We start from the raw sequence: 24,505 nt of genomic DNA on the forward strand, positions 1-24,505 counted from the left end.
CCTCGCCGCAGCCGTCGTCTGAGGGGCTGAGGGATGAGAAGCGAAGCGCGGGCCCGTCTGGCCCGGATGACCGAGGAGCGGGGCATGGACGGGGTGTTGAGGATCGACACCTACGAGGGCGCAGACCTGCCGCCGGGTTCGAATCGGTTCTCGCCGTGTCGCTGCCCGCAGCACGGCAGTGCCACGCCCGAGTGCGGCGCGGAGAAGCTGAGCGTCGCAGTACGCGAGGCCAACGAGCGCAGCCGTGGAGAGCGGCTGTGAACCGGTTAGCCGCAGCCGTCGGCCGCTACGCCGGACCACTCCTGATCATCACCATCTCGGGATCGGTCGGCTTCGTGCTGGGCGTCGCCGCCGCATCCCCACCCACCTGACTCCTCCCCGTCACGCATCCAGGCTCCCCACCTGTGATGAGGGAGGGCCCGCCGTCGGAGGCGGTGGGTACCCCGTCCGGCTGCCTTCTTCGCAAGGGTCCGGCAGCCGGACGGGTCCAACTCCGCAGCATCCGCCGCGGAGTCCACTGAAAACCGTAAGGGAGAAAGCGATGAACGTGGACGAGCTGTTCACCGGCGACCTGATCACCGGAGTCCCGGCCGTCGAGGCCGCGCTGCTCGACAAGATGCCGGGCGGTGGCGACAACAACGGCGACCACTGCAGTAAGTGATCCAGGGCTGACGCCAGGCGGGGCGGGGCCGTTCGCGGCCCCGCCCCGCCGCACGACATCGGAAGGAGACTACATGTTGTCGATGCGTCTGCGCCTGGCCGATCTCCAGGAGCCCAAGTGGAGATCACAGGGCGGCCGTTGGATCAATGGCGAGAGCTGGATCGAGGCCGCGAACGTGTCCACTCTGGTCATGGAGGTCAACGACGACCAGGCGCCGCGCGTACGGGTCCGCGTGAAGGAGTGCAAGCGGGACGAGGCCGACTTCGTCGCGCTCACGATGGAGCCCGGACAAGCCCGCTTGGCGGCGGGTGTCTTCGGCATAGCCCCGCTCTACCTGGCAGAGAAGGTCGGCGAGCTCCATGCCTCTTGGGACCTGACACTACTGCGACCGTATATGCAGGCCGACCGCCTGGTGCCGCGCGTTGTCGCCCGCACGCTGACGAGGCAGCACCGCTACACGTCCGAGACGCTCTTCGAAGGCGTCTACCGCCTCACCGAACGGGCAGCGGCCACGTTCACCCCTTCGGGACTCAGCGTCCACTACCCCGAACCCACCGAACACGTACTTGAGCCGCGTACGCTGCGGCCCGGCGTTGATCCCCTCGTGGCTCTGGACGAGTTGCTGACCGACGTGATCCGCCAGGCGCCGACGGCTACCGGATGTGTGGGTGTTGAGCTGTCCGGCGGCGCGGACTCCGGGAACGTCGCTCTAGCCGTGAAAGCAGCCCGCTTCCCCGAGGTGTACAGCTTCGGCCTGCTGGTGGGAGGGAGCACCGGCAGGCAACAGGGCGAGCGGCGTCGGGCCCTTTTGGAGCACTGCGGCTTCCGAGACACGGCCACCCCCGCCATGCAGCACCCACCCTTCTGCGCCGGAGGCGTGCGCGATCTGTGCAAGCCGCACGATCCGGCGGGAGCCTTCTACCAGGAGGCGTTCGATGTCGTGCGCGAGCAGGCAGCCGCCCGGCGGTGCGAGGTCATGTTCACGGGCAGCGGCGGGGACGAAGTCAACGCCCACCACTCCAGGACGCACGCCGAACTGCCGACGCCGGAACCCGTGCCGTGGCTCGGCGACAAAGCAATCCGAGCGCTCGCCGAGGTCAACGAGCACATGGCCCCCATCCCGGTGCTGCCCGTACCGACCCTGATGGCGTTCGGGATGCACAACCCCGGCTTCCTCCGGGCCGGAATCTGGCCGGTGAGTCCGCTCGCGCACCCGCGGATCGTGCGGTTCATGGAGCAGCTACCACCTGAGCACAAGCGCGGCAAGGCGTTGTTCCGCGAGCGGATTCGGCGGGCCGGGCTGCCCGAGTGGGTGGCCGCGCCGACCGAACCGGAGAACTTCCTGGCCGTCCTGGAGAAGGGTTTACGTTCCTACGGCTTGCCGGTTTTGGACGACATGCTGAAGGAGTCCATCCTGGTGGACCTCGGCTACGTTGACGGCAAGGCTCTCGCCAAGGCGCGGAGGAACGCCGACTCCGCGCCGGTCGTCTCCGATCTGCTGTGCGATGTGCTCGCCCTGGAGGTTGGACTGCGAAGCCTCATGTGACCAGCCCCAACACGGAAGCCGAGCACGTGGAAGCCACAAACCTCCTGTACCGCGATCCGGCACTCTACGACGTGGTCCAGTCCGACAGCACCAGCGCCGGAATGTGCCAGACCCTGATCGAGCTGCACCGGCCGGACGCCCGGACCCTGGTCGAGTTCGGATGCGGTACCGGCCGCGACCTGGAGATCCTCGCCAAGCGCTTCGAGTGCATCGGCGTGGACCTCCAGCCCGGCATGGTCGACTACGCCCACCAGGCCCGGCCCGGGCTGGACATCCGCACCGGCGACATGCGCACCGCACGACTCGGCAGCCGCATGGACGCGGTGACCTGCATGGGCAACAGCCTCGCCTACGTGCACGACAACAACGACATCGGCCAGGTCTTCGCCACCTTCGCCGCCCACGCCCGGCCAGGAGCGCTGCTCGTGCTGTGTTCCCCCGTCGCCCCGATCACCCGGACCGAGCCGACCACCGCCACGGTCGACACCCCGACGGGATCCGCGACCGTCACCATCCGCCACACGTGGGACCTGCGGACCCAGATCAACACCATGCACCGGCACTGGATGCTCCCCTCGGGCGACGAGGCCCGAGATGAGATCCGCAGGCGTGTCCTGTTCCCCCAGGAGCTCGAACGCTACGCGGAGGGCGCCGGCTTCGAGGTCCTGGACATGCTCGACGGCACAGGGACAGGGCTTACTGGCCCCACCGCATACACGGTGGCCCGACAAACGCCGCGGTGACCGGCGGAGCGAGAAATGGCACCAGCACAAGCCGCCCGACTCCTGACGGCAGTAGCGACGGCAACACCCACGGATTCCCCCGCACGACCACGGACACCAGCGGAGCGCAAATCACGCGCTGACCTGCGAAGAAGCAGGTAGAGGGGTATCGCGTAGCACACGTACTATGTGCTGGCGGGGCAGACGCCGGTTCTGGTTCACAACAGCAACTGCGATCTTGCTGCGCATGAGGCCGCGGGGGGGCACGCAATCAGTCGGCATGTCGGCAAAACCGATGCTGAACTGGCCGCACGCAACATCCGATACTCCTCGACGTTTACTGACCTCGCTGCGGCCAATAGGGCGACCGGTGGTAATCTCGCCGCTAATCAGGCAGGCATCAATCAGTGGCTCGCAGGGAGAGGGAATCGACTCGTGATTAATGGTCCGATGGATGCTTCCGGGGGAAGGGTGTATGAGCGTGCCACGCAAAGCACCCTCAGTCCAACAGGTGTGACCACAGTGCTCCAACGTAATCCCTCAATGCCTAACGGCTACCACATCGTGACCTCGTACCCGATGCCGTAATGAAGGCGGACTCGATGCGTTACCTTGCGCAGGCGTATTTCCATCAGGATTACGACCTTGAAGCGGAAGAGCCGATTCAAATTTTGACGGAGTTTCGGGAGGTCGAACCCCCTGAGACAGTCGAAGAATTGCGAGCATCCCTGGAGCAGATCGTAGCTTCGGGTATGGGGGAGGACGGCTTGGCTGAGGTTTGGCTTGAGACGGCCGGCGCCTCGTACGATCCGCGTCAGGATGGGATCGCTATGTCCCTCTGGTTTCACCAGATGATCGATGCGCTGACGTAGCTCCACCCGGAGGTAAGAGTCTGGGTGCAAGCGCAAATCTGAAGCCCCGCCAGAGCATCTCTGGCGGGGCTTCTGGGGTGCTTGACGGCAGTAGTTGACGGCAACGTCAGCGGAAGGGGGCCGCGCAGAGTGGCGTGTCGTCGCCGTCGTCGTGGGCCGGGTTGGTGTCTGTCGTGCCGTCGAGTGCGGTGCTGAGGATGTCGATGGCGTGGCGCTGGAGGCGGAGTCGGACGTGGGCGTAGACGGTGGCGGTGACGCCGATGTGGGCGTTGTGCTTGCCGGAAACCTCATCCATGCAGGTGAGGGTCTGTCTGGGGGGCAGGGTACTCGCGCGGCTGGTGGTCGCCCCGGCATGATGGCCGGCCGTGCTGCTGCGACTGGCCTACCTGGGTGTGACGAACGTGTTCGCCCTGCTGCGCCTACTGCCGATGAGCGACCATGGCAAGGACGCCGAGATCCTCGCTCTTCGCCATCAGATCGGGGTACTGGAGCGCCAACTCGACGGCCGGAGAGTGCGGTTCGCCCCGGGCGATCGCGCGTTCCTGGCAGCATTGCTGCGCCGGTTGCCGACGGAGGTGCTGCGCGGGGTGCGGCTGCTGGTGCGGCCGGACACGGTGATGCGCTGGCACCGTGATCTTCTCGCGCGCCGCCATGCGGCCCGTTCCCGTCCGAAACGTTCGGGACGGCCACGCACGGTGCGCTCGATCCGCGCTCTCATCCTGCGCCTGGCGAGGGAGAATCCCGGGTGGGGATATCGGCGCATCCACGGTGAGCTGCTCGTCCTGGGCGTGCAGGTGGCCGCCTCCACCGTGTGGGAGATCCTGAAGGATGCCGGGATCGACCCGGCACCCGAACGCGCCGTAACGACCTGGGCCGACTTCCTGCGCTCCCAGGCCGATGCCCTGCTGGCCTGCGACTTCTTCGAGACCATCACTCTGTCCGGGACGCGGCTGTACGTGTTCGCCGTGCTCGAGCACGCCAGCCGGCGCATCCGGGTCCTGGGCGCCACCGCACACCCGACCGCCTCCTGGGTGATACAGGCCGCGAAGAACCTCGTCATGGACCTCGAGGACACCGGCTGCCGGGCACGGTTCCTCATCCGGGACCGCGACGGCAAGTTCCCCGCCCTGTTCGACACCGTCCTCAAGGACGCGGGGATCGACGTCGTGCTGACCGGCGTCCGGATACCGCGCATGAACGCGCTCATGGAACGCTGGGTACAGACCTGCCGGCACGAGCTGCTGGACCGCACCCTGATCTGGAACCAGCACCATCTGCTCCACGCCCTGCGCGAGTTCGAGCAGCACTACAACTCCCACCGGCCCCACCAGGGCATCGCCAACGCCCGACCACTGCACGCCTTGCCCCCACCGATCACCGATTTGGAGCAGCTCACCCACCTCGACATACGCCGACGTGACCACCTCGGCGGCACCCTCCACGAGTACCGACATGCCGCCTGAACTGCACGGACGGAGTTCTCGGCAAGGGCAACGTCAGCAGCCCAACACCGAACCAGATCATTTAAGACGGGACAACGATCTTCGGCTGACTGGGAAGCGATCTTCAACCGTTTCTGTCCCGCCTGGTCAGAGACACTCGTGAACACCCCACAGAAGAACCCCGCACCTGGTACCAGGTGCGGGGTTCTTCGTCGTCGTAGGATGCGCAGCTCCGCTCCGGGAACAGATCGCCTGCGATCATGGTCACAGGCGGCGTCTTCCGCCCCGTCGAGCGCGAGTGCCCCGCTCCCCGCGAGATGCAGGGGCAGGGCGCTCGTTCACGTCAGGTCAAGAACCGACAAGTTGGCGCAGCACGTACTGCATGATGCCGCCGTTGCGGTAGTAGTCGGCCTCACCGGGGGTGTCGATGCGGACGACCGCGTCGAACTCGACGCCCGAGTCGGTGGTGACCTTGACCGTGCGCGGCGTGGTGCCCTCGTTGAGCTCGGTGACGCCGGAGATGGAGAAGGTCTCCTCGCCGGTCAGACCGAGGGACTCGGCGGACTGGCCCTCCGGGAACTGCAGCGGCAGGACGCCCATGCCGATGAGGTTGGAGCGGTGGATGCGCTCGTACGACTCGGCGATGACGGCCTTGACGCCCAGGAGTGCGGTGCCCTTGGCCGCCCAGTCGCGGGACGAACCGGAGCCGTACTCCTTGCCGGCCAGGACGACCAGCGGGATACCGGCGGCCTGGTAGTTCTGCGAGGCGTCGTAGATGAAGGAGACCGGGGCACCCCCTTCACCTTCGGCGGCCCGCGTGAAGTCGCGGGTGTAGCCGCCTTCCGTGCCCGGCGCGATCTGGTTGCGCAGGCGGATGTTGGCGAACGTACCGCGGATCATGACCTCGTGGTTGCCGCGGCGGGAGCCGTAGCTGTTGAAGTCACGACGCTGGACGCCGTGCTCGGTGAGGTACTTGCCGGCCGGGGTGTCGGCCTTGATGGCCCCGGCCGGGGAGATGTGGTCGGTGGTGACCGAGTCGCCCAGCTTGGCGAGGACGCGCGCGCCCGAGATGTCGGAGACGGGGGTGGTCTCCATCGTCATGCCCTCGAAGTACGGGGGCTTGCGGACGTACGTCGACTCCGGGTCCCACTCGAAGGTGTTGCCGGTCGGGATCGGCAGCGCCTGCCACTGGGCGTCGCCGGCGAAGACGTCGGAGTAGGACTTGTTGAACATGTCCTCGCCGATGGCGTTCGCCACGACGTCGTTGACCTCGGCCTCGGACGGCCAGATGTCGGACAGGTAGACCGGCTTGCCGTCCTGGTCCGTGCCCAGGGCGTCCTTGGTGATGTCCACCTTCATGGAGCCGGCGATCGCGTAGGCGACGACCAGCGGCGGGGACGCCAGGTAGTTCATCTTGACGTCGGGGTTGATGCGGCCCTCGAAGTTGCGGTTGCCGGAGAGGACCGAGGTGACGGCGAGGTCGTGGTCGTTGACGGCCTTGGAGACCTCCTCCGGCAGCGGGCCGGAGTTGCCGATGCAGGTGGTGCAGCCGTAGCCGACGAGGTTGAAGCCGACCTTGTCGAGGTACGGGGTCAGGCCCGCCTTGTCGAAGTAGTCGGTGACGACCTTCGAACCCGGGGCGAGGGTGGTCTTGACCCAGGGCTTGCGGGTCAGGCCCTTCTCGACCGCCTTCTTGGCCACCAGGGCGGCGGCGACCATGACGTACGGGTTGGAGGTGTTGGTGCAGGAGGTGATGGCGGCGACCGTCACGGCGCCGTGGTCCAGCGTGTAGGTCGTGCCGTCGGGGGCGGTGACCGGGACCGGGTTGGACGGCGCGCCGTTCGGGATCGACGAGGGGGCGTCAGAGCTCGGGAAGGACTCCTTGCTCGCCTCGTACTCGTCGGTGACGTAGTTACGGACGTCGACCTTGAACTGCTCGGCGGCGCCTGCCAGGACGATACGGTCCTGCGGGCGCTTCGGACCGGCGATGGAGGGGACGACCGTGGAGAGGTCGAGCTCCAGCTTCTCGGAGAAGTCCGGCTCGGCGGCCGGGTCCAGCCAGATGCCCTGCGTCTTGGCGTACGCCTCGACGAGCGCGACCTGCTGCTCGGAGCGGCCGGTCAGGCGCAGGTAGTTCAGGGTCTCGTCGTCGATCGGGAAGATCGCGGCGGTGGAGCCGAACTCCGGCGACATGTTGCCGATGGTGGCGCGGTTGGCGAGGCTCGTGGCGGCCACACCCTCGCCGTAGAACTCGACGAACTTGCCGACCACGCCGTGCTTGCGGAGCATCTCGGTGATGGTCAGCACCAGGTCGGTCGCGGTGGTGCCGGGCTTCAGGTGGCCGGTCAGCTTGAAGCCGACGACGCGCGGGATGAGCATCGAGACCGGCTGGCCGAGCATCGCGGCCTCGGCCTCGATACCGCCGACGCCCCAGCCGAGGACGCCGAGGCCGTTGACCATCGTGGTGTGCGAGTCGGTGCCGACCAGGGTGTCGGGGTAGGCCTTGCCGTCGCGGACCATGACGACGCGGGCCAGGTGCTCGATGTTGACCTGGTGGACGATGCCGGTGCCGGGCGGGACGACCTTGAACTCGTCGAACGCGGTCTGGCCCCAGCGCAGGAACTGGTAGCGCTCCTTGTTGCGGCCGTACTCCAGCTCGACGTTCTGCTGGAAGGCGTCGTTGGTACCGAACTTGTCGGCGATGACGGAGTGGTCGATGACCAGCTCGGCAGGGGCAAGCGGGTTGATCTTCGCCGGGTCGCCGCCGAGCTCCTTGACGGCCTCGCGCATGGTGGCGAGGTCGACGACGCAGGGAACGCCGGTGAAGTCCTGCATGATGACGCGGGCCGGCGTGAACTGGATCTCCTGCGAGGGCTGGGCCTGCGAGTCCCAGCCGCCGAGGGCGCGGATGTGGTCGGCGGTGATGTTCGCGCCGTCCTCGGTGCGGAGCAGGTTCTCCAGCAGGACCTTAAGGCTGTAGGGGAGCCGGGCCGAGCCCTCCACCTTGTCCAGGCGGAAGATCTCGTACGACTCGTCGCCCACCTGCAGCGTGCTGCGGGCGTCGAAGCTGTTCGCCGACACGACAGTCTCCTTCATTGATGTGCGCGTACCACCACGATCCTGCCGCCACGGCATCTTGGCCGATCCGCTAAGGTAAGGCTAAGTTAGGTAACCCTTACCGCCAGACCGGTGATGCCGCGCGGCTGCGGTGCACCTCGGCAGATATCTCGATGTCGAGATAACTCTAGTACATGCGGCCGGGATGGTCATGCCCGGCCTCGTTGCGATGTTCTCCGGCGGCCACCTTTCGGTACGCCGAGCGGGGGTAACCGAGGAGGGCCGGGTTCGCCCGACGGAACCCCGAAGGAAGGTACGCACACATGGGCCGCGTCGAACGCGCAGCAGCACAGGACGTCGTACGACATCAGTGGATTTATCCAGAACTTTCGGATGGCGTGGAAGCCGTTCCACGCGGCGACGTTGACGTGCCGTCACCCGAATGGACCCCCCAATGGGCGCCATCTCATATCTGAGATAACCTCAGCCCCATGGCAGACGACTACCTCGTACGCATCGGCAAGCTCATCCGTGACGCCCGGCAACACCGGGGCTGGACACAGTCGCAGCTTGCCGAGGCGCTCGGAACCAGCCAGAGCGCCGTCAATCGCATCGAGCGCGGCAACCAGAACATCAGCCTTGAGATGATCGCCCGTATCGGTGAAGCCCTGGACAGCGAGATCGTCTCCCTGGGCTATGCGGGCCCGATGCATCTCAGGGTGGTCGGCGGTCGCCGGCTGTCCGGGGCCATCGATGTGAAGACGAGCAAGAACGCGTGCGTGGCACTGCTGTGCGCCTCGCTGCTCAACAAGGGCCGCACGGTGCTGCGTCGGGTCGCCCGCATCGAGGAGGTGTACCGCCTGCTGGAGGTACTGGGCTCCATCGGCGTGCGCACCCGCTGGATCAACGACGGCATCGACCTGGAGATCGTGCCGCCGGCCGACCTCGACCTCGACTCCATCGACGCGGAGGCGGCCCGCCGCACCCGGTCCATCATCATGTTCCTCGGCCCGTTGCTGCACCGCATGGACCGCTTCAAGCTGCCCTACGCCGGCGGCTGCGACCTCGGCACCCGGACCGTCGAGCCGCACATGATCGCGCTGCGCCGGTTCGGTCTGGACCTCGCGGCGACAGAGGGCCAGTACCACGCGCTGGTCGATCGCTCCGTCCGCCCCGACCGCCCGATCGTGCTGACGGAGCGCGGGGACACGGTCACCGAGAACGCACTGCTGGCCGCCGCCCGCCACGACGGCGTGACGACGATCCGCAACGCCTCCTCCAACTACATGGTCCAGGACCTGTGTTTCTTCCTGGAGGCGCTCGGCGTCAAGGTCGAGGGCATCGGCACCACCACGCTCACCGTGCACGGCATGCCGAACATCGACGTCGACGTCGACTACTCGCCCTCCGAGGACCCGGTCGAGGCGATGAGCCTGGTCGCCGCCGCCGTCGTCACGGAGTCGGAGCTGACGGTGCGTCGGGTGCCGATCGAGTTCCTCGAGATCGAGCTCGCGGTCCTGGAGGAGATGGGACTCGACCACGACCGCACGCCCGAGTACGTCGCCGACAACGGCCGTACGCGACTGGTGGACCTCACCGTCAAGCCCTCCAAGCTGGAGGCGCCGATCGACAAGATCCACCCGATGCCGTTCCCCGGTCTGAACATCGACAACGTGCCGTTCTTCGCGGCGATCGCGGCCTCCGCACAGGGCAAGACCCTCATCCACGACTGGGTCTACGACAACCGCGCGATCTACCTGACCGACCTCAACCGCCTCGGCGGCCGCCTCCAGTTGCTGGACCCGCACCGCGTCCTGGTCGAGGGCCCGACCCGCTGGCGCGCCGCCGAGATGATGTGCCCGCCGGCCCTGCGCCCCGCGGTCGTCGTCCTCCTGGCGATGATGGCGGCGGAGGGCACGTCCGTACTGCGCAACGTGTATGTCATCAACCGGGGTTACGAGGATCTGGCGGAGCGGCTGAACTCGATCGGGGCGCAGATCGAGATCTTCCGGGACATCTAGCGAGCAGGACAGATCGGCGAAAACGCCACGCGTTCTCGTTCGACCGAGGCCCCGTCACTCTTCTCGGCTTGGGTTCTAGCGATGGTCGCGGGGCCTCGCTCTGTTCGCCTGACGGCGGTCGGTGTGATCCGGTACCTCTGGACTGCGACAACACCTTGTCGTCGACCTGGTGTCGGCAGAGTCCGGGCTACTCCTGCCCGGCCCGCGGCGACGACCCGTACTCGGCGATCGGCTGCGCGAGCCGGTCGGCCACGTGGGCCAGCCAGCCGCTCGGGGTGTACGGGGCGGGCGGGTCAACCTCCATGCCCAGCTCACCGACGGCCAGCGCGTAGTCGGACTCGTCGAGGTCGAGGGCGAGCAGTTCGTACAGCTCACCGACTAGGCGGGCGACAAGCCGCGGGTCCGTGGCGGCCCGGTAGTCGGCGACGGCCGCGTCGTGGTCCGCGAACTCGTCCGGCATGTCCTGCGAGAACCATCCGCCGAGGAACTGGCCCAGCTCCGGGAAGCGAGCATGCCGCTCCCAGTGGGTGGCGGGCGTGGCGGGCGGCGGCACCTCACCCTGCTCGACGCTGCGCTTGAGGTGGTCGGCGAGGGTGAACAGCCACTCCTGGACCTCGCCTTCGGGCAGGCCCACGTCGGGAATGGCGTAGAACTCGCCCAGTCGCAGCCGGAGCCGTCCGGGCGGGTTCTCGGCGTACTCCCGCACCTGTCGTTCGGCGACAGCCAGTGCCCAGGGCCGGGTGTGCCAGGTATACCGGAGGTAGGCCGTCAAGGCTTCGCCGGGCGCGTCCGGGGTGTCGTCCGCCGGCTGCCCGACGTAGGCACGGACCACCTGGTCCAGTTCGCCGTAGCGGCGGTCGTGTTCGAGAGGGCTCAGGGGCACGGGGATCGGCCTTTACGGATGATCGGCGGTGGACTGGCTACAGGTAGACGGGGAACGTGGCATGGACGACGAAACCGTGCGGGGCGGACGGGTCCCGCCTGAGCACGACCCGCGCGGCACGCACATCGACGGGCTCCCGCCCCGCCAGCATCATCGCCTGCAACAGCACCCGGCCGACCGGTTCCGGCCTCGACGGCCAGGACGCCTCGATGGTCAGGCGTGGGCGAGTGCCTTGGGCGAGCCAGCGGTGGATGAGCTGCTCGTTGGCGGTGACGACCTGCTGCGTGGCCCACTGGGCGGTTTCACGGTCGGGATAGGTGGCGGACCGGTTCACGGACGGCATGGCAGACGGGACCTCTGATGGATGTCGGGTCAGGGCAGTGCGACGTGTTCCTGCTGCATGTGGTCGTCGACGGCCTGGAGCAGGTCACGTAGCGCCTGGGGGGTCGCCCAGCCTACGACGGGGGACAAGCCGTCCTGCATGGCCCGCTCCCCCGGGAAGAGCACCAGCGCGGACTGGGCCTCCGCGGCGAGCGGAGCCAGGAACTCACCGCAGTAGGGATGCTCGGAATCGATCGCGGCCTCCAGGGACTCCTCAAGGGTCGCGAATTCCCCCTCGTACACCCAGTTGACCCCGAATCCGGAAAGCTGGGGAAATCTGACGTCGATCTCCCAGCGGGACAAAGGGAGCTCATCGTAGTCGTCCTGCGGGTCCTGTTCCAGGGCTCGGAGCTTCTCCGCCAGGGAGTGCAGGTACGCGGCAGCGTCCGCTCCGGCGCCAGCTCGCTCCAGAAGCTGCCGGAATTCCCGGGGCGGGGCTCCTGCGCCGTCGGCACAGAGACCGGCGACATGGTCGAGCAGCGCAGTCACGGTGGCGAGCGGGCACACCCAGTCCGTGGCGACGGTCGCGCGCGTAGTCCGGATGAAACGCCGCAGCTCGGCGTCGAGGGACAGCGATCCCCCGGAATCCCGCACCGCGGCGGCGAGCTCCAGGACCCTTCTCATCGGGCCGTCGATGAAGAGACGCGCGGTGTGCACGATCAAGCTGTCACCGTCCTCGTAGTCATGAACATGAATCACCAATGAACTTGCGATCCGCTAAGGACTGACAAGGTACGACGTGACAACGACGAAAGGCGGGTCGATACCCCTCTTGTACTTCAGCGCGACCTGCACAGAATGCACCTCACTCGCCGAGGCATTCATACCGTGCGAGGCGTAGTCGCCGCGCTCCACGGTACGTCCGGTCGCTTCATTCACGGTAAGTGTGAGAGGCGGACTGAGGCTCGAGTTGTCAGGGTTCCAGTTCGGATTGTTAGCCATCCGCCTTCCACCCTCTCAATCCATTTGTCGACGCGGTCGGCGTTGTCGATGTCGTCGAGCGCCATCTGCGTCAGGCGTTGCGCGGAGGCCAGGTCCTTGTACGAGGAGGCAGACGGGGCGTTCCCCTGGTCCCGCAGACGCTGCCTCAGTTGGTCGTCGGTGAGTCCGATGTGCTTGTCGACGCCATGGCTGCCGTGGATGCCCTCCTGGCTGGCCAGGTCCAGCGGATAGAAGTGGTCCTTGGGGTCCTCGCCCGGGACCATGTACTTGTGCTCGGTCTTGAACTCGTTGAGCGCCCGGGCGCCGAAGGCCTGCGCCCGCGCCTCCTCCGCGTGGAAGGACGGAGCGCTGCGATAGGCCTCGTCCAGCGGCCCCATCAGCGCGTCGAGCCGCGGCACCAGCGCGTTCACCCGCCGGTTGTACTCGGTGACGATCGCGTTGAGCTTGGCGGTGTCGATGTTGAGGACGATGCCCGCGCCGAGCTGGCTGGCCCCCTTGGCGACCCCCTTCACCACACCCTTGATGAGGCCCTTGACGTCGTCCATGCCGACGCCGTCCTTGAGGTTGACCTCCACCTTGGGGATCGCGTCCTTGATCGCCTCCACATAGACGTCCCACACTTCGCCGTTGACGTAGACGGCCGCTTCGGCGAACTCGTACAGCAGGTCGCTGACCTTCTGCGCGATGTCGAAGAGCACCGTCATCACCGGATGCGAGGCGGTCTGCGACGAGGCGGAGTCGTGCTTCCACTCATAGCCCTCGGTGCTGGTGCCCCACGCCGTGGTCCCCCACAGCGCGCTGCAGAACTGCCGCATGGCGTCGTGCCATTCGCTGTTGCTCTGCTGCGTGATGCTGCTGACGTTCCCGGTGAGCGCGCTCTCGGACATGGAGAGCGTGGTGGTCATCGCCATCCACGCCTTGGACAGCGAGTTGAGGTAGTGCTGCTGCGGATAGGGGTAGACGTCCGCGACCTTCCCCATCCGGAAGGCGTGCTTCACGATCGGGCGCAGGACTTCCCTGACCGGCTCCGGCACCCATTCCAGCAGGCTTCGGATGAAGTCGTCGCCGCCGTCGTCGTCACCCCATTTGAGGTTGGTACCGGACCGTAGACCGGCGGCTTGTCGATGACCTGCGGTGGCGCCTGGGTGACCGCCTTCGTCGCGCCCGAGGGATCGTTGGCGGCCTCCGCCTTCGCGTAGTTGTTGGCGTGGTGGTGAAGCCGACCGCCGCGCCGCCGATGCTCACGACACTCTTGGCCCACACTTCGAGGAAGCGGTTCCCCACTTTGACGTACGAGGCCGCGAACGCCTGGGGCGCGATTCCGTAACCGCCTGCATCCGGATACTTGTTGAGCTCGTCGACGAGATTCTTGGCGCCCTTGTCCATGGGTGTCTGCTGTCCGGCGACCCCGTTGGACACCCGGAACAGATCGGACGGTTTGACGTCGATGGTGCCGTTCTGCCCGCCGGGCCCCGGGCCCTGTGTCCCCGGCTGCGGTCCCGCCATCAGCGCGCTCCCCAGCCCCGCAGCACGGCCTGATGCGCGGCCGCGTAATTGACATGACTGAGCTTGCCGCCAACGCCGTCCTCCACGGCCGTCTGCCCGGCCGCTGCTTCCGGCTCATACCCGCTTCAACCCGTCGGCCGGACGCCTGCGCGTGGAAGTCACCGACGCCCGCGGGGACCTGTACCCGCAGATCCTTCCGCCCGATGCGCTTCTCGCCAGCGGGCGTGGCCTGTCGCTCGTCGCCGCCCTCGCCGACCACTGGGACTGCGTGCCCTGCCCGTCCAGCGGCAAGACCGCCCGGGCCGAGCTCTCGGCACCACCGAGCTGCGGGTGATCAAGCCGACCGGAGCGGGGTACGCCTCTTGTCAGGCGTTCTCGTCGTGGATCCGCGCTCCCAGATCCTCCGCCCACTCCAGCGCCCACGTCTTGAGCTCTTCGATCTGCCGGGAGGTGAGCCCGTACGCGGCGTAGTCCTCGTCCTCATACCAGTCCGCGCCGGTGAGCCGGTCGCGGAGATCCTCGAGGCTGAACTCGTCGTGGGCGCGGCGGCGGCCGAGGGATTCGAGGTCGGCGGTGGAGCGGTGGCGGGAAGCGGCCTGGACGTCGATGAGGTCGCGGACGGTGCCGCGGTCAGCGAGGGCGCGGACCTTGGTGCCGATCACGTCGTCGAGGGAGAGTACGGGGCCGTAGGGGGTCTGGGCAGGCGGGGCCCAGAATGCCTCCTTGAGGACGTCGACCTCGCACTCCTCGCCGGTGTCCGGGTCGGTGACGAGGAACCGGCCGCTGAGCGGGTCGGTCTGGACATGCGTGGTCCGCCAGCCGCGCGCGGTGAGGCCGGCTGTGAGGGAGGCGACGATCTCGTCCATCGGGGCGGGGTTCTCGGTGGCGACGTCGAGGTCGCGGCTGAAGCGTTCGACCAGGCCGTGGGCCTGCACGGCGTATCCGCCGGTGAGGACCAGAGGATAGGGGGAGCCGAGGTCGAGGATGTCGGCAAGGAGACGCTCGTGGAGCGGGGTGAGCTTCACGCGGCGGTCGTGTCGGCCGGAGCGGTGCGGGGCAGTTCGGGGAAGGCGTCCTCCCAGACCTCGCGGATGTAGGGACTGACCAAGCGACGCAGAACGGGCCACTGCTCGGTGAGCAGCCGGTGGTGAAGGAAGGCCGCCAGGTCCTCGCGCAGGCCCTCGGCGAGGACGGTCCGGTAGAGCGTCATGCGGGATTTCGGGCGGTCCAGGCTGTAGCTCGTCCGCCCGGACCAGACGATGTGGAGCGGCAGGTCGACGGTGCCCTCGACGGGGCCGGCCAGCTCCTGCAGGCGCTCGGGCAGCCGGCTGCGGTAGCGGTCCCGCAGCACCTCGGCGCGGGGGGCGGTGGTCGTCGCATCCATGCGTCCAGTATCGCTGGTGGGAGGCGGCGGCATGGCGGATACAGGGGTCTCCTGCCGTATGTGCGGGTCAGGCGCCACCTGTCTCCCCCGGCCGCGATCTCCTCTGCCGGAACATCGCGGTTGAGGCGGTCAGTGCCGCTGCGGAGGAGAAGCGGGCTGCGGTGCAGCTCACCTCGACGCGCACGGCATCGGTGTAGAAGCTGAGGCCGAGGGACGCGGGCAGCCAGAGCCATGGGCGGTTTCGGCGACTTCTTGACGTTCTTGACGCCGTGCCGCGTTCCGTACGCCGGTTGGTGCGGGGATGCTGTGCGGGGTGGGGTGGCCGCTTTCGGCCACCATGCCGTGCGACGGGCCGCGGCCGAAAATGTGGCGTCGGGACATCGGAGGTGGCTGGTGGCCGTGGGGGCGAAGCAGGCCCGGTGGTCCCGGCTGGCCGTTCATCCCACCCGCGGTGTCGTGCTGGGATTCGCGCTGGTCGTCGCGCTGGGTGCGGCCCTGCTGATGCTGCCGGGCGCCACCGCCCCCGCTCGGGACACCGGCGCGCTGACCGCCCTGTTCACCGCCACGGGTGCGGCCAGCGGTGGTCTGTCCATCGTGGGTACCGGCAGCCACTGGAGCCCGTTCGGCGAGGGCGTGGTCCTGGCGCTGATCCAGATCGGCGGGTTCGGCATCATGACGTTCGCGTCGCTGCTGGCCCTGCTCGTCTCCGGCCGGCTGCGGCTGCGGGCGCAGCTCACCACGCAGGCGGAGACGGAAACGGGGGGCCTCGGCGTGGGTGCCATCCGCCGGATGCTGCTGGGCATCGCGGGCACCACGCTCGCCGTGGAGCTGGCCACGGCCGCCGTGGTCGCGGTCCGTCTCCGCTTCGGCCACGGCGTGGCGCCCGGTGAAGCCGTCCACCACGGGATCTTCTACGGGATCTCCGCCTTCAACAACGCCGGGTTCGCGCTGCGCGACAACAACCTCGTCGACTACGCGCACGATCCATGGATCCTGCTGCCGATCGCCATGGCCTGCGTGCTCGGCGCCCTCGGCTTCCCCGTGCTGCTGGAACTGCTGCGCAGCCGCAACGCAACTGCGGGCAGCACCAGACATCGCTGGTCCCTGCACACCCGGCTCACCCTCGTCACCTACGGGATCCTGCTCGCCGTCGGCACCGCCCTGACCTGCGGTCTGGAGTGGAGCAACACCGGGACCCTCGGCCCCATGGGCTGGGGGCACAAGCTGCTGAGCGGGTTCTTCACCGCTGCCAGCGCGCGCACCGCGGGCTTCAACACCGTGGACACCAGTGCCATGGAGTCGGCGACCCTGCTGGGCATCTGCGTGCTGATGTTCATCGGCGGCGGCAGCGCGGGCACCGCCGGCGGCATCAAGGTCACCACGTTCGCGGTGCTGGCCGCCGCGATCCATGCCGAGATCCGCGGGTACGCCGACGCGGACATCATGGGCCGCCGGCTCTCCGGCGCCACACTGCGCCAGGCCCTCACCGTGGCGCTGCTGGGCGTGGGTCTCGTGATGGTCGGCACGCTGGTTCTGCTCGCCGTCACCGAGGAGTCGGCCGAGGCGGTCCTGTTCGAGGCCGTCTCCGCCTTCGGCACGGTCGGCCTGAGCACCGGCATCACCGGCGACCTTCCCGCAGCGGGCCAACTCACCGTCATCGTCCTGATGTTCGTCGGACGCGTCGGCCCGATCACTCTCGCCAGCGCGCTCGCCCTGCGCCGGCGCGACCGCCGCTACACCCTGCCCGAGGAGCGACCCGTCATTGGCTGACCACTTCAGGTTCCGTCGTGCGCACCGGCGTCGGAGCGCCGCCGCCGACCGTCGCCCGGCCCGCGACTCCAGGGTCGCGGTCATCGGTCTGGGCCGTTTCGGACGGTCCGTGGCGGGCGAGCTGATGCGACGCGGCTGGGACGTGCTCGGCATCGACGCCGACGCCGGGCTCGTCCAGAAGGTCGGCGCCGAGCTGACCCACGCCGCCACCGCGGACTGCACCGACCCCGCCGCGCTGCAGCAACTCGGCGTCGGTGAGTTCTCCCGTGTGGTGGTCGGCATCGGCACCCACCTGGAAGCCAGCATCCTGACCACCTCGAACCTCGTCGACGCGGCCGTCCCCCACATCTGGGCCCGGGCCACGACCCGGCAGCACGGTCGGATCCTGGAACGTATCGGTGCCCAGCATGTTGTCCTGCCCGAGCACGACATGGGCGAGCGCGTGGCCCATCTGGTCACCGGCCGGATGCTGGACTTCATCGCCTTCGACAGCGACTACGCCCTCATCAAGACCCTCGCCCCGAAGGTCGTCGGTGGGGTGCCGCTCGGCGAGAGCCGGGTGCGCAGTACGTACGGCGTGACCATCGTCGGCATCAAACGCCCCGGCGCCGACTTCACGCACGCCACGGCCGAGACGGTCGTCCACCCCGGCGACGTCGTCATCGTCACCGGCAAGACCCGGGCGGTGGAGACGTTCGCGGAACTGGAGTAGCCCGACGAGGTGCCGTATTTCCCCCTACCGGCGGCTGCGTACCAGCAGATGGAGGAAGTACGGCGTGCCGATCACCGCCGTCATGAGGCCGGCGCCGAGCTGGGCCGGTGCGATGACGGTGCGGCCCACGAGGTCGGCGGTGCAGACGAGGATGGCGCCGAGGAGCACCGCGACCGGCACCACGCGGGCGTGCTGCCGACCCACGAGGGCACGGGCGGCGTGGGGTGCCACGAGCCCCACGAAGCCGATCGTGCCGGCGGCGGCCACGGCGGTGGCGCTGAGCAGGACGCCGAGGGCGAGGAAGCCGAGGCGTCCCCGTGCCAGGTTGAGCCCGAGGAGCCTCGGGGTGTCCTCGTCGAGCGACACGAGGTCGAGTTCGGTCCGCCGCAGCACCGCGACGAACACGCCGACGGCGAGGACGGCCGCGAGGGGCGCCACGTCGGGAAGGGCCCGCCCGTAGGTGGAGCCCGACAGCCAGGTGAGCGCCTTTGTCGCGTTGAACGGGTCGGTGAGGATGATGAGAAGGCTGATCAGGGCGGCTGCCCCGGTGGCGACGCCGAACCCGACGAGGACGAGCCGGTTCTGCTGGAATCCTCCTCGCGCGGCGAGCCCGAAGACGAGGACGGAACTGATCGCGGCGCCCGCGAACGCCGCTCCGGCCACGCCCCACGATCCGACGGACGGGACGGTCGTCACGAGGAGTACGGCACCCAGCGCGGCACCGCCGGAGACGCCCAGGACGCCCGGCTCGGCGAGGGGGTTGCGGGTGACGGCCTGGACGAGGGTTCCCGCGAGGGCGAGTGCCGCGCCCGCGAGGAGGGCGGCCAGCACGCGGGGCACCCGGGTGTCGAGGACGAAGGTGACGGTCTGACCGGCCCGTCCCTGCGCCCAGTTCATCACGTCGCCCAGCAGGAGCTTGCTGTCTCCCAGCAGCACGGCGGCAATGGCCACGCCGACGAGTACGGCCGCCAGGACGGCGGTGGTGACGAGGAAGACGGTCCTGCTCCTGATGCGCAGCCGGTCGGGTGCGGTGGCTCCGGCCGTGTCGCGGACCCGCGTGGCCATGACGATCAGGAAGACGGCGCCGACGAGGCTGGTGACGACGCCGGTCGGCACGGCGACCGCGGTGTCCGCGGGCACGACGGCGCGCAGCAGTACGTCGGAGCCGAGCACCAAGGCCGCACCGGTGAGACCCACGACCGGCAGGCTCGAACGCGTCCGGGTGAACGCGCGGAACCTGCGGGCGAGGGGCGGACGAGGGCGGGGGCGCACAGGCCGACGAAGCCGATGGGTCCGGCGAGTGTGACGGCGGCCGTGGAGAGCAGGGCGGCGAGCACGACCGCGGTGACGCGGGTGGCACGGACGGGGACGCCGAGGCCGCGGGCGGCGTCGTCGCCGAGGGCCAGGGCGTCGACGCGGCGGGCGAGGAGCAGTAGTCCGACGAGGCCCGCGATGCCGATGGGGGCCATCTGCAGCACGCCGTCGAAGCCGTTCTGGGCGATGCTGCCCTGGTTCCACTGGTAGAGGCCCTCCGTCTGCTGGGGGAACAGCAGAAGCAGGCCCTCGGTGACGGCGGTGAGGCCCAGGGTGAGGGCGCTGCCCGCGAGGACGAGCCGTACGGTGCCGGCGCCGAGGCCGGACAGGCCCAGGACGACGGCCGCCGCCGCGAGGCCGCCGGCGAACGCGACGCCGGAGGAGGCCAGCAGCGGGAGCGAGACGCCGGTGGCGGCGGCCACACCGAGAGCGAGGTAGGAGCCCGCGTTGACGGCGAGGGTGTCGGGCGAGGCGATGACGTTGCGGCTGACCGCCTGCAGGGCGGCGCCCGCCATGCCGAGTACGGCGCCGACGAGAAGCCCGGCGGTCATCCTCGGCAACCGGGACGCGATGACGACGGACGCGTCGGCCGGGTCGGCCCGACCGGTGAGCGCCTTCCACACCTCCGGGGCGCCGACCGCGGCCGTGCCCTGCGTGATGTCGCCTCGCTCCAAGCGGGCGACCCCGGCGACCCGCACACCGTTGTGGGTCCGCTCGTCAGCGCCGGCGCGGCTCAGCGGGTCGCCGCACTGGTGCAGGACGCGGCCGACAAGGGTGCCACCGTGCTCGTCGGGGGCGGCGCGCCGGAGGGAGCGGTGCATCCGGCCACGGTGCTGTCCGGCGTCACCGAGGACATGGACCTGTATCGCGCGGAGGCGTTCGGGCCGGTCTGCGTGGTGACGCCGTTCGCCACCGACGACGAGGCCGTCGCGCTGGCCAACGACACCGAGAACGGCCTGACGTGCGGCATCATCACCGAGAACGGCACTCACGGGCTGCGCGTGGCGCGGCGTGTCCACACCGGCATCGTGCACATCAACGACCAGTCCGTCGCCGACGAGCCGCAGGCCCCGTTCGGCGGCGCCAAGGCGTCGGGGTACGGTCGGTTCGGCGGACGCTGGGGCATCGAGGCGTTCTCCAACACCCGCTGGGTGACGCTGGCCACCCAACACGCCCACTATCCGTTCTGACCGAGGTGGCTGGGACTCCTCCTACGGCAGCACCGCGAACCCGTCGAGCTCCACCATCGCCTCCTCGTCCCACAGCCGTACGACCTCGACGACCGCCATCGCGGGGTAGTCCCGGCCCGCCAACTGCCGCCAGATGCCGCCCAGTTCGGCAGCGTGGGCGCGGTAGGCGGCGACGTCCGTGGCATAGACGGTGACACGGGCGAGGTCGGACGGGGTGCCGCCCGCCGCCCGCAGCGCGGTCAGCAGGTTCGTCAGCGCCTTCTCGAACTGCTCGGGAAGGGTGGCCCCGGTGACCTTGCCGTCGGTGTCGAGGGCGGTCTGACCCGCCAGGAACACCAGGCGGGATCCGGTGGCGACGACGGCGTGCGAGAAGCCGGTGGCCGGGGAGAGGTCGGGCGGGTCGATGCGCTCGGCGGTCACGGGGTCGCCTCCAGACTCGCGTACAACTCCTTGGCGATGATGCCGCGTTGGACCTCGCTGGCCCCCTCGTAGATGCGCGGTGCGCGCACCTCGCGGTAGAGGTGTTCGAGCAGATGCCCGCGGCGCAGCGCCCGCGCGCCGTGCAGCTGGACGGCCGCGTCGACGACGTACTGGGCGGTCTCCGTGGCGAGCAGTTTCGCCATGGCGGCGCGCTGCGGGACGTCGTCGGCGCCTTCGTCGTATGCCGTCGCCGCCGCGTACACCATCAGGCGGGCCGCCTCCGTCCGGACCGCCATCTCGGCGACCCGGTGGGCCACGGTCTGAAGGTCCCTCAGCGGGCCCCCGAAGGCCTCCCGGCGGGCGGTGTGGGCGAGGCTCGCGTCCAGCGCAGACTGCGCCATCCCGACCGCGAAGGCGCCGACGCTGGGCCGGAAGAGGTTGAGGGTGCCCATGGCGACGCGGAAGCCGCGGTCGGCCTCGCCGAGCACGTCGTCCGCCGTCACCGGCACGGCGTCGAAGTCCAGGGCTCCGATGGGATGCGGCGAGAGCATGTCGAGGCCGGTGCCGGTGAGGCCGGGCCGGTCGCCCGGCACGAGGAAGGCGGTCACCCCGCGTGCGCCCGCGCCCGGTGTCGTCCGCGCGAAGACGGTGTAGTGGTCGGCCTCGGGGGCGTTGGAGATCCAGCACTTCTCCCCGGTGAGCCGCCAGCGGGACGGGCCGTCGGGCTCGGCGGCGAGGGACAGCGCCGCCGCGTCCGACCCCGCCCCCGGCTCGCTCAGCGCGAAGGCCGCGACCGTGGTGCCCTCGATCACCCCCGGCAGCAGACGTGCACGCTGGGCCGGGGTGCCGTGGGCGTGCACCGGGTGGGCGCCCAGGCCCTGGAGGGCGAGCGCGGTCTCGGCCTCCGTGCAGGCGTACGCGAGGGACTCACGCATCAGGCAGAGGTCGAGCGCGCCGGAGGTGAACAGCCGCTGCAGCAGCCCGAGCCGGCCGAGTTCGGCGAGGAGCGGCCGGTTGACGTGCCCGGGTTCACCCTTCTCGGCGAGCGGGCGCAGTCGTTCGGCGGCGAGGGTGCGCAGCTCGGCACACCAGGCGCTTTGGTCCGGTTCGAGCGAGAATGCGGGCACTGCCGGTCCTCCCTCCGGGGCGTGACACCTCGACGGTATCGCGCGACATTGACTGCCGTCACCAACGCGCTACGCTCCTTGTGCGAGCCCACCCGACGCCCACCAGGCAAGGGGCGAACCGCCATGGCCGGACTGACCCGCTCCGCCCACGTCGACACCTTCGCGCGCGACCATCTCCCGCCGCCCGACCAGTGGCCCGAGCTCCGCTTCGACCTGCCGGAGCTGCGCTACCCCGAACGGCTGAACTGCGCCGCCGAACTCCTCCACGGCCCCCCGGACGACCGCACGGCGTTCCGCACCCCGCACGGCGAGCCGTGGACGTACGGCGAGCTGCGCGCCCGCGTCGACCGGCTCGCGCACATCCTCACCTCCGGCCTCGGGATCGCCCCCGGCAACCGGGTCCTGCTGCGCGGCCCGACCACGCCCTGGCTGGCCGCCTGTTGGCTGGCGGTGCTGAAGGCGGGCGCGGTCGCCGTCACCGTGCTGGCCCAGCAGCGCCCGCACGAACTGAGCACGATCTGCGAGATGGCGCGGGTGCGGCACGCCCTGTGCGACATCCGGGCCGTCGACGACCTCGCCAAGGCCGAGATCCCGGGGCTGCGGATCACGACGTACGGCGGTGACGCCCCGGACGACCTGTTGCATCGCCCGGCGCCGGACACCCCGTATCCCACCGTGGACACCGCGGCCGACGACGTGGCGCTGATCGCCTTCACCTCCGGCACCACCGGCCGCCCTAAGGGGTGCATGCACTTCCACCGGGACGTCCTGGCGATCGCCGACACGTTCTCCCGGCACGTACTGCGCCCGCACACGGACGACGTGTTCGCGGGCAGTCCCCCGCTCGGCTTCACCTTCGGTCTCGGCGGTCTCGTCGTCTTCCCGCTGCGGGCCGGCGCCACCGCGCTGCTGCTCGAACAGGCGGGGCCGAAACAGCTGTTGCCCGCGATCACCGAGCACCGGGTGTCGGTACTGTTCACCGCGCCGACGGCGTACCGCGCCATGCTCGGCGAGCTCGACGGACACGACGTGACCTGTCTGCGCCGCTGTGTCTCGGCGGGCGAGAACCTGCCCGCGGCCACCTGGCACTCCTGGCACGAGCGCACCGGCCTGCGCATCATCAACGGCATCGGCGCCACCGAGCTGCTGCACATCTTCATCTCGGCGGCCGACGAGCACATCCGGCCGGGCACGACGGGTCTGCCCGTCCCCGGCTGGCACGCGCGCGTGGTGGACGGCGAGGGACGCGAGCTGCCCGACGGGGAGCCGGGGCTGCTGGCCGTGCGCGGACCGGTCGGCTGCCGGTATCTCGCCGATCCACGGCAGCGCGAGTACGTGCGGGGCGGCTGGAACATCACCGGCGACACCTACGTCCGCGAGAGCGACGGCTACTTCCGCCATGTCGCCCGCGCGGACGACATGATCATCTCCGCCGGGTACAACATTGCCGGACCGGAGGTCGAGGACGCCTTGCTGCGTCATCCGGACGTGGTGGAGGCGGCGGTCGTCGGGCGGCCCGACGAGGCACGCGGCATGGCCGTGGTGGCGTTCGTCGTCCTCAAGGAGGGCGCCGAGCGGGACGCCGAGGCGCTGCGTGGCTTCGTCAAGTCCGAACTGGCTCCGTACAAATGCCCGCGCGAGATCGTCTTCCTGGACGCCCTGCCGCGCACGGCGACCGGAAAACTTCAGAGGTTCCGCCTACGTACCGAGGGTGACCAGCAGTGATCCGCACGACCTAAGATGATCAACGTGTCCGACCAGCACGCTCCCCGGTCTCTCATCGTCACGCTCTACGGCGCGTACGGCCGCTCCATGCCCGGCCCCGTACCCGTCGCCGAGCTGATCCGGCTGCTGGCCGCGGTCGGGGTGGACGCGCCCTCGGTGCGCTCGTCGGTGTCCCGGCTGAAACGGCGCGGCCTGCTCGTGCCGGCCCGCACGAAGCAGGGCGCGGCCGGCTACGAACTCTCTCCGGACGCCCGCCAGCTGCTCGACGACGGCGACCGGCGCATCTACGCGACCGCGCCGCCCGAGGAAGAGGGCTGGGTACTCGCGGTGTTCTCGGTTCCCGAGTCGGAGCGGCAGAAGCGGCACGTGCTGCGCTCCCGACTGGCCGGCCTCGGCTTCGGCACGGCGGCGCCCGGTGTGTGGATCGCCCCGGCCCGGCTGTACGAGGAGACCCGGCACACCCTCCAGCGGCTGCGCCTCGATGCGTACGTCGACCTCTTCCGCGGCGAGCACCTCGGCTTCGCGCCGACCGTGGAGGCGGTCGCCCGCTGGTGGGACCTGGCCGCGATCGCCAAGCAGCACGAGGCGTTCCTCGACCGGCACGCGCGCGTGCTGCAGGACTGGCAGCGGCGCACGGACACCCCGCCCGAGGAGGCCTACCGCGACTACCTCCTCGCCCTGGACTCCTGGCGCCATCTGCCCTACACGGACCCCGGCCTGCCCGCGCGTCTGCTGCCCGCGAACTGGCCCGGCGTCCGCTCGGCCGCGGTGTTCCGGGGCCTGCACGAACGCCTGAGGGACGCCGGCGCGGCCTTCGTCGGCGTGTGACG

22 protein-coding genes and 2 pseudogenes are annotated in these 24,505 nt (G+C 69.5%); 13 read left to right on the forward strand and 11 right to left on the reverse strand.

Features of this window, described 5'->3' with window-relative positions:
- The first annotated feature begins 33 nt into the window (after nucleotides 1-33).
- The 5 genes from ACKTSN_RS11480 to ACKTSN_RS11500 all read left to right on the forward strand — a co-directional run bounded on the left by ACKTSN_RS11480 (nucleotide 34) and on the right by ACKTSN_RS11500 (nucleotide 3,801).
- Nucleotides 34-261, forward strand: a complete 228-nt coding sequence (locus ACKTSN_RS11480) for a hypothetical protein (protein WP_409469011.1) — start codon at nucleotides 34-36, stop codon at nucleotides 259-261.
- 473 nt (nucleotides 262-734) lie between these two features.
- The gene (locus ACKTSN_RS11485; RefSeq protein ID WP_409469012.1) at nucleotides 735-2,207 is read left to right on the forward strand and encodes an asparagine synthase-related protein; all 1,473 of its coding nucleotides are present in this window, start codon (nucleotides 735-737) and stop codon (nucleotides 2,205-2,207) included.
- Nucleotides 2,204-2,950, forward strand: a complete 747-nt coding sequence (locus ACKTSN_RS11490) for a class I SAM-dependent methyltransferase (RefSeq protein WP_409469013.1) — start codon at nucleotides 2,204-2,206, stop codon at nucleotides 2,948-2,950. Before ACKTSN_RS11485 ends, ACKTSN_RS11490 begins: the two co-directional genes overlap by 4 nt.
- A gap of 168 nt (nucleotides 2,951-3,118) precedes the next feature.
- Entirely contained in the window at nucleotides 3,119-3,517 is a 399-nt protein-coding gene (locus ACKTSN_RS11495; protein WP_409469014.1) for an RNase A-like domain-containing protein, read from the forward strand.
- Nucleotides 3,517-3,801, forward strand: coding sequence for a contact-dependent growth inhibition system immunity protein (locus tag ACKTSN_RS11500; protein ID WP_409469015.1), 285 nt, complete (start codon nucleotides 3,517-3,519; stop codon nucleotides 3,799-3,801). The genes ACKTSN_RS11495 and ACKTSN_RS11500 overlap by 1 nt, the downstream gene beginning before the upstream one ends.
- 106 nt (nucleotides 3,802-3,907) lie before the next feature.
- Here ACKTSN_RS11500 and ACKTSN_RS11505 read toward each other — a convergent pair whose 3' ends face one another.
- Nucleotides 3,908-4,096, reverse strand: coding sequence for a hypothetical protein (locus ACKTSN_RS11505; RefSeq protein WP_409469016.1), 189 nt, complete (start codon nucleotides 4,094-4,096; stop codon nucleotides 3,908-3,910).
- A 70-nt stretch (nucleotides 4,097-4,166) separates the two neighbouring features.
- Between ACKTSN_RS11505 and ACKTSN_RS11510 the strand changes: the two genes are divergently transcribed.
- Complete coding sequence (locus tag ACKTSN_RS11510) at nucleotides 4,167-5,264, forward strand: integrase core domain-containing protein (RefSeq protein ID WP_409469017.1); 1,098 nt, start codon at nucleotides 4,167-4,169, stop codon at nucleotides 5,262-5,264.
- A 327-nt stretch (nucleotides 5,265-5,591) separates the two neighbouring features.
- Here the strand turns inward: ACKTSN_RS11510 and acnA are convergent, their stop codons facing one another.
- Nucleotides 5,592-8,339 (reverse strand): aconitate hydratase AcnA, encoded by a 2,748-nt coding sequence (acnA, locus tag ACKTSN_RS11515; protein WP_409469018.1) that lies wholly within the window; start codon nucleotides 8,337-8,339, stop codon nucleotides 5,592-5,594.
- A 452-nt stretch (nucleotides 8,340-8,791) separates the two neighbouring features.
- On the opposite strand from acnA, the gene ACKTSN_RS11520 reads away from it, so the two are divergent.
- On the forward strand, nucleotides 8,792-10,321 hold the full coding sequence (locus ACKTSN_RS11520; RefSeq protein WP_409469019.1) for a helix-turn-helix domain-containing protein: 1,530 nt from the start codon (nucleotides 8,792-8,794) through the stop codon (nucleotides 10,319-10,321).
- 187 nt (nucleotides 10,322-10,508) lie between these two features.
- Here ACKTSN_RS11520 and ACKTSN_RS11525 read toward each other — a convergent pair whose 3' ends face one another.
- The 4 genes from ACKTSN_RS11525 to ACKTSN_RS11540 form a co-directional block, all read right to left on the reverse strand.
- Nucleotides 10,509-11,204 carry a contact-dependent growth inhibition system immunity protein gene (locus ACKTSN_RS11525; RefSeq protein ID WP_409469020.1) on the reverse strand — a complete coding sequence of 232 codons (696 nt, stop codon included), beginning with the start codon at nucleotides 11,202-11,204 and terminating at the stop codon, nucleotides 10,509-10,511.
- Between the two features lie 37 nt (nucleotides 11,205-11,241).
- On the reverse strand, nucleotides 11,242-11,547 hold the full coding sequence (locus ACKTSN_RS11530) for an RNase A-like domain-containing protein (protein WP_409469021.1): 306 nt from the start codon (nucleotides 11,545-11,547) through the stop codon (nucleotides 11,242-11,244).
- Nucleotides 11,548-11,576: 29 nt separating this feature from the next.
- Complete coding sequence (locus tag ACKTSN_RS11535) at nucleotides 11,577-12,242, reverse strand: hypothetical protein (protein WP_409474806.1); 666 nt, start codon at nucleotides 12,240-12,242, stop codon at nucleotides 11,577-11,579.
- Between the two features lie 218 nt (nucleotides 12,243-12,460).
- Nucleotides 12,461-13,561, reverse strand: a complete 1,101-nt coding sequence (locus ACKTSN_RS11540; RefSeq protein ID WP_409469022.1) for an RNase A-like domain-containing protein — start codon at nucleotides 13,559-13,561, stop codon at nucleotides 12,461-12,463.
- A 623-nt stretch (nucleotides 13,562-14,184) separates the two neighbouring features.
- Between ACKTSN_RS11540 and ACKTSN_RS11545 the strand changes: the two genes are divergently transcribed.
- The gene (locus ACKTSN_RS11545; RefSeq protein WP_409469023.1) at nucleotides 14,185-14,367 is read left to right on the forward strand and encodes a hypothetical protein; all 183 of its coding nucleotides are present in this window, start codon (nucleotides 14,185-14,187) and stop codon (nucleotides 14,365-14,367) included.
- Nucleotides 14,368-14,398: 31 nt separating this feature from the next.
- Here the strand turns inward: ACKTSN_RS11545 and ACKTSN_RS11550 are convergent, their stop codons facing one another.
- Both ACKTSN_RS11550 and ACKTSN_RS11555 read right to left on the reverse strand, forming a co-directional pair.
- The gene (locus tag ACKTSN_RS11550) at nucleotides 14,399-15,058 is read right to left on the reverse strand and encodes a nucleotidyl transferase AbiEii/AbiGii toxin family protein (RefSeq protein ID WP_409469024.1); all 660 of its coding nucleotides are present in this window, start codon (nucleotides 15,056-15,058) and stop codon (nucleotides 14,399-14,401) included.
- Nucleotides 15,055-15,417, reverse strand: coding sequence for a hypothetical protein (locus tag ACKTSN_RS11555; protein ID WP_409469025.1), 363 nt, complete (start codon nucleotides 15,415-15,417; stop codon nucleotides 15,055-15,057). Before ACKTSN_RS11555 ends, ACKTSN_RS11550 begins: the two co-directional genes overlap by 4 nt.
- 399 nt (nucleotides 15,418-15,816) lie before the next feature.
- On the opposite strand from ACKTSN_RS11555, the gene ACKTSN_RS11560 reads away from it, so the two are divergent.
- Together ACKTSN_RS11560 and ACKTSN_RS11565 are read left to right on the forward strand one after the other, a co-directional pair.
- Entirely contained in the window at nucleotides 15,817-17,187 is a 1,371-nt protein-coding gene (locus tag ACKTSN_RS11560; RefSeq protein ID WP_409469026.1) for a TrkH family potassium uptake protein, read from the forward strand.
- On the forward strand, nucleotides 17,180-17,899 hold the full coding sequence (locus ACKTSN_RS11565) for a potassium channel family protein (protein WP_409469027.1): 720 nt from the start codon (nucleotides 17,180-17,182) through the stop codon (nucleotides 17,897-17,899). The genes ACKTSN_RS11560 and ACKTSN_RS11565 overlap by 8 nt, the downstream gene beginning before the upstream one ends.
- Before the next feature lie 24 nt (nucleotides 17,900-17,923).
- Here the strand turns inward: ACKTSN_RS11565 and ACKTSN_RS11570 are convergent.
- Nucleotides 17,924-19,950: pseudogene (locus tag ACKTSN_RS11570) on the reverse strand (iron ABC transporter permease).
- Between ACKTSN_RS11570 and ACKTSN_RS11575 the strand changes: the two are divergent.
- Nucleotides 19,873-20,403, forward strand: a pseudogene (locus tag ACKTSN_RS11575) (aldehyde dehydrogenase family protein); the annotation flags it as partial. The pseudogenes ACKTSN_RS11570 and ACKTSN_RS11575 sit on opposite strands and share 78 nt — an antisense overlap.
- Nucleotides 20,404-20,424: 21 nt before the next feature.
- On the opposite strand, the gene ACKTSN_RS11580 reads toward ACKTSN_RS11575, so the two are convergent.
- Together ACKTSN_RS11580 and ACKTSN_RS11585 are read right to left on the reverse strand one after the other, a co-directional pair.
- Nucleotides 20,425-20,823 carry a RidA family protein gene (locus tag ACKTSN_RS11580; protein ID WP_409469028.1) on the reverse strand — a complete coding sequence of 133 codons (399 nt, stop codon included), beginning with the start codon at nucleotides 20,821-20,823 and terminating at the stop codon, nucleotides 20,425-20,427.
- Nucleotides 20,820-21,950 carry an acyl-CoA dehydrogenase family protein gene (locus ACKTSN_RS11585; RefSeq protein ID WP_409469029.1) on the reverse strand — a complete coding sequence of 377 codons (1,131 nt, stop codon included), beginning with the start codon at nucleotides 21,948-21,950 and terminating at the stop codon, nucleotides 20,820-20,822. The genes ACKTSN_RS11580 and ACKTSN_RS11585 overlap by 4 nt, the downstream gene beginning before the upstream one ends.
- A gap of 123 nt (nucleotides 21,951-22,073) precedes the next feature.
- Between ACKTSN_RS11585 and ACKTSN_RS11590 the strand changes: the two genes are divergently transcribed.
- Both ACKTSN_RS11590 and ACKTSN_RS11595 read left to right on the forward strand, forming a co-directional pair.
- Entirely contained in the window at nucleotides 22,074-23,675 is a 1,602-nt protein-coding gene (locus ACKTSN_RS11590; protein WP_409469030.1) for an AMP-binding protein, read from the forward strand.
- 15 nt (nucleotides 23,676-23,690) lie between these two features.
- Nucleotides 23,691-24,503, forward strand: a complete 813-nt coding sequence (locus ACKTSN_RS11595) for a PaaX family transcriptional regulator (RefSeq protein ID WP_409469031.1) — start codon at nucleotides 23,691-23,693, stop codon at nucleotides 24,501-24,503.
- The last annotated feature ends 2 nt before the right edge of the window (nucleotides 24,504-24,505 follow it).

Origin of the sequence: Streptomyces flavusporus, from assembly GCF_046267975.1 — a bacterium.
Classification (GTDB): domain Bacteria; phylum Actinomycetota; class Actinomycetes; order Streptomycetales; family Streptomycetaceae; genus Streptomyces; species Streptomyces flavusporus.

What these genes read in the sequence shown, in the direction of transcription:
- ACKTSN_RS11480 (WP_409469011.1), top strand. Translation starts at nt 34, where the DNA reads ATGAGAAGCGAAGCGCGGGCCCGTCTGGCCCGGATGACCGAGGAGCGG.
- ACKTSN_RS11485 (WP_409469012.1), top strand. Translation starts at nt 735, where the DNA reads ATGTTGTCGATGCGTCTGCGCCTGGCCGATCTCCAGGAGCCCAAGTGG.
- ACKTSN_RS11500 (WP_409469015.1), top strand. Translation starts at nt 3,517, where the DNA reads ATGAAGGCGGACTCGATGCGTTACCTTGCGCAGGCGTATTTCCATCAG.
- ACKTSN_RS11505 (WP_409469016.1), bottom strand. Translation starts at nt 4,096, where the DNA reads ATGGATGAGGTTTCCGGCAAGCACAACGCCCACATCGGCGTCACCGCC.
- acnA (WP_409469018.1), bottom strand. Translation starts at nt 8,339, where the DNA reads ATGAAGGAGACTGTCGTGTCGGCGAACAGCTTCGACGCCCGCAGCACG.
- ACKTSN_RS11520 (WP_409469019.1), top strand. Translation starts at nt 8,792, where the DNA reads ATGGCAGACGACTACCTCGTACGCATCGGCAAGCTCATCCGTGACGCC.
- ACKTSN_RS11530 (WP_409469021.1), bottom strand. Translation starts at nt 11,547, where the DNA reads ATGCCGTCCGTGAACCGGTCCGCCACCTATCCCGACCGTGAAACCGCC.
- ACKTSN_RS11555 (WP_409469025.1), bottom strand. Translation starts at nt 15,417, where the DNA reads ATGGATGCGACGACCACCGCCCCCCGCGCCGAGGTGCTGCGGGACCGC.
- ACKTSN_RS11590 (WP_409469030.1), top strand. Translation starts at nt 22,074, where the DNA reads ATGGCCGGACTGACCCGCTCCGCCCACGTCGACACCTTCGCGCGCGAC.
- ACKTSN_RS11595 (WP_409469031.1), top strand. Translation starts at nt 23,691, where the DNA reads ATGATCAACGTGTCCGACCAGCACGCTCCCCGGTCTCTCATCGTCACG.